The organism is Streptomyces tricolor (assembly GCF_002155905.1).
Taxonomy (GTDB): Bacteria; Actinomycetota; Actinomycetes; order Streptomycetales; family Streptomycetaceae; genus Streptomyces; species Streptomyces tricolor.
Genome location: NZ_MUMF01001001.1, coordinates 1 through 536, shown reverse-complemented (window position 1 = coordinate 536; position 536 = coordinate 1). Strand labels below are relative to the sequence as shown.

Below are 536 nucleotides of genomic sequence, written 5' to 3'. Positions count from 1 at the left end.
GGAGGCGGATGCCGAACTTGGGGCCGCCGACGGGCTGGGGGTGGATGGACAGGCGTACGGCGCGGCGGTGGTGCTCGGCGATGAGGCCGCCCCAGGCGCGGCTGCGCTGGATGACGCCGTAGGCACGTCTGCGGCACTCGCGTTGCAGGGCGGAACGGGTGCCGGGGAACGCGGCGGTGTCCTCGACGAGGAAGCGGGTGATGCCCCGGTACAGGGCGCGGGCGGCGGCGTNNGGCGCGCAGGTCGTCCAGGGGCGGGGCGTAACGGGCGTGCACCCGGGCGCGCTTGGCGTCGTACGGCAGGTCGCCGAGGACGTCGCGCAGGTCGAAGACCGACAGCCGGGCCGGCGCCGACTCCGCGATCAGCAGGCGCAGTGCGTCGGCATAGGCGTCGATGTGCGCGTCGGGGACGCCGATCAGGTCCCCGAAGACATGCCCGTCGGAGCAGAGGACGACCCGGGCGCCCGGCGGGTGGATCCGCTCGATGTCCGCGCACAGGGCGTCGAGGAAGCGCAGGGAGAGGCGTTCGGCCTGGTC

At 74.5% G+C, this 536-nt stretch carries 1 pseudogene; it reads right to left on the bottom strand.

Annotated features, from left to right (window positions below):
- A pseudogene (locus tag CCN44_RS42300) lies at window positions 1-536 on the bottom strand (L-tyrosine/L-tryptophan isonitrile synthase family protein); the annotation flags it as partial.